We start from the raw sequence: 737 nt of genomic DNA on the forward strand, positions 1-737 counted from the left end.
TGATGTGCACGAAGCCGTCGGCATCGACATGGCCCAGGTCGCCGGTGGCGATCGGCCCCGGTGCCGGGCCGGGCGCGCCCAGGTAGCCCAGGCAGCGCACGCCCTCGACCTGCAGTTCGCCATCGACCACCTGCACCCGCGCATGCGGCAGCGGCCGTCCGACGCTGCCCAGGCGCTGCGCCTCGGGCCGGTTCAAGGCCACCACCGAGGCGCATTCGGTCAGGCCGTAGCCTTCGAACACAGGCAACTGCAGCGCCGCCGCACGGCGCAGCAGCCCCGGGCCGACGCGGCCACCGCCGACCGCCAGGTAGCGCAACGAGGCGGGCAGCGGCACGCCGCGCTCGGCGGCCATGACCAGCCCCAGCAGCAACTGCGGCACCAGGATCACGCTGTGCGGCTGGTAGCGGTGCAGGCAGGCGATCAGGGTCGGGATGTCCAGGCCGGCAGCGCCGCTGTAGCCGATCTCGGCCAGCGACGGCAGCGCGATCTGCGCGCCGGACAGCAGCGGCGCGTACAGGCCGCCAACGTTCTCCAGCAGCGTCGACAACGGCATCAGGCACAGGTGCCGGCGCGGCGCCAGCGCCGAGGCGGCGTCGGCCAGCGAGCCGGCGACCTGCAGCAACGCGTCGGCGCTCAGGCACACGCCCTTCGGCTGGCCGGTGGTGCCGGAGGTGTAGGTGATGCAGCCGGTGCCCGCGGGCAGGGCCACCGGCGCCTGCGTCAGGCGCCGGCCCGCC

General features: G+C 74.9%; 1 protein-coding gene. It reads right to left on the reverse strand.

Annotated elements, in window-relative coordinates; translation table 11 throughout:
• Nucleotides 1-737: AMP-binding protein (locus D180_RS15705; RefSeq protein ID WP_017913548.1), on the reverse strand; the 737-nt coding region annotated here is incomplete at both ends.

The sequence above is a fragment of the Xanthomonas sp. SHU 166 genome, assembly GCF_000364685.1.
Lineage (GTDB): Bacteria > Pseudomonadota > Gammaproteobacteria > Xanthomonadales > Xanthomonadaceae > Xanthomonas_A > Xanthomonas_A sontii.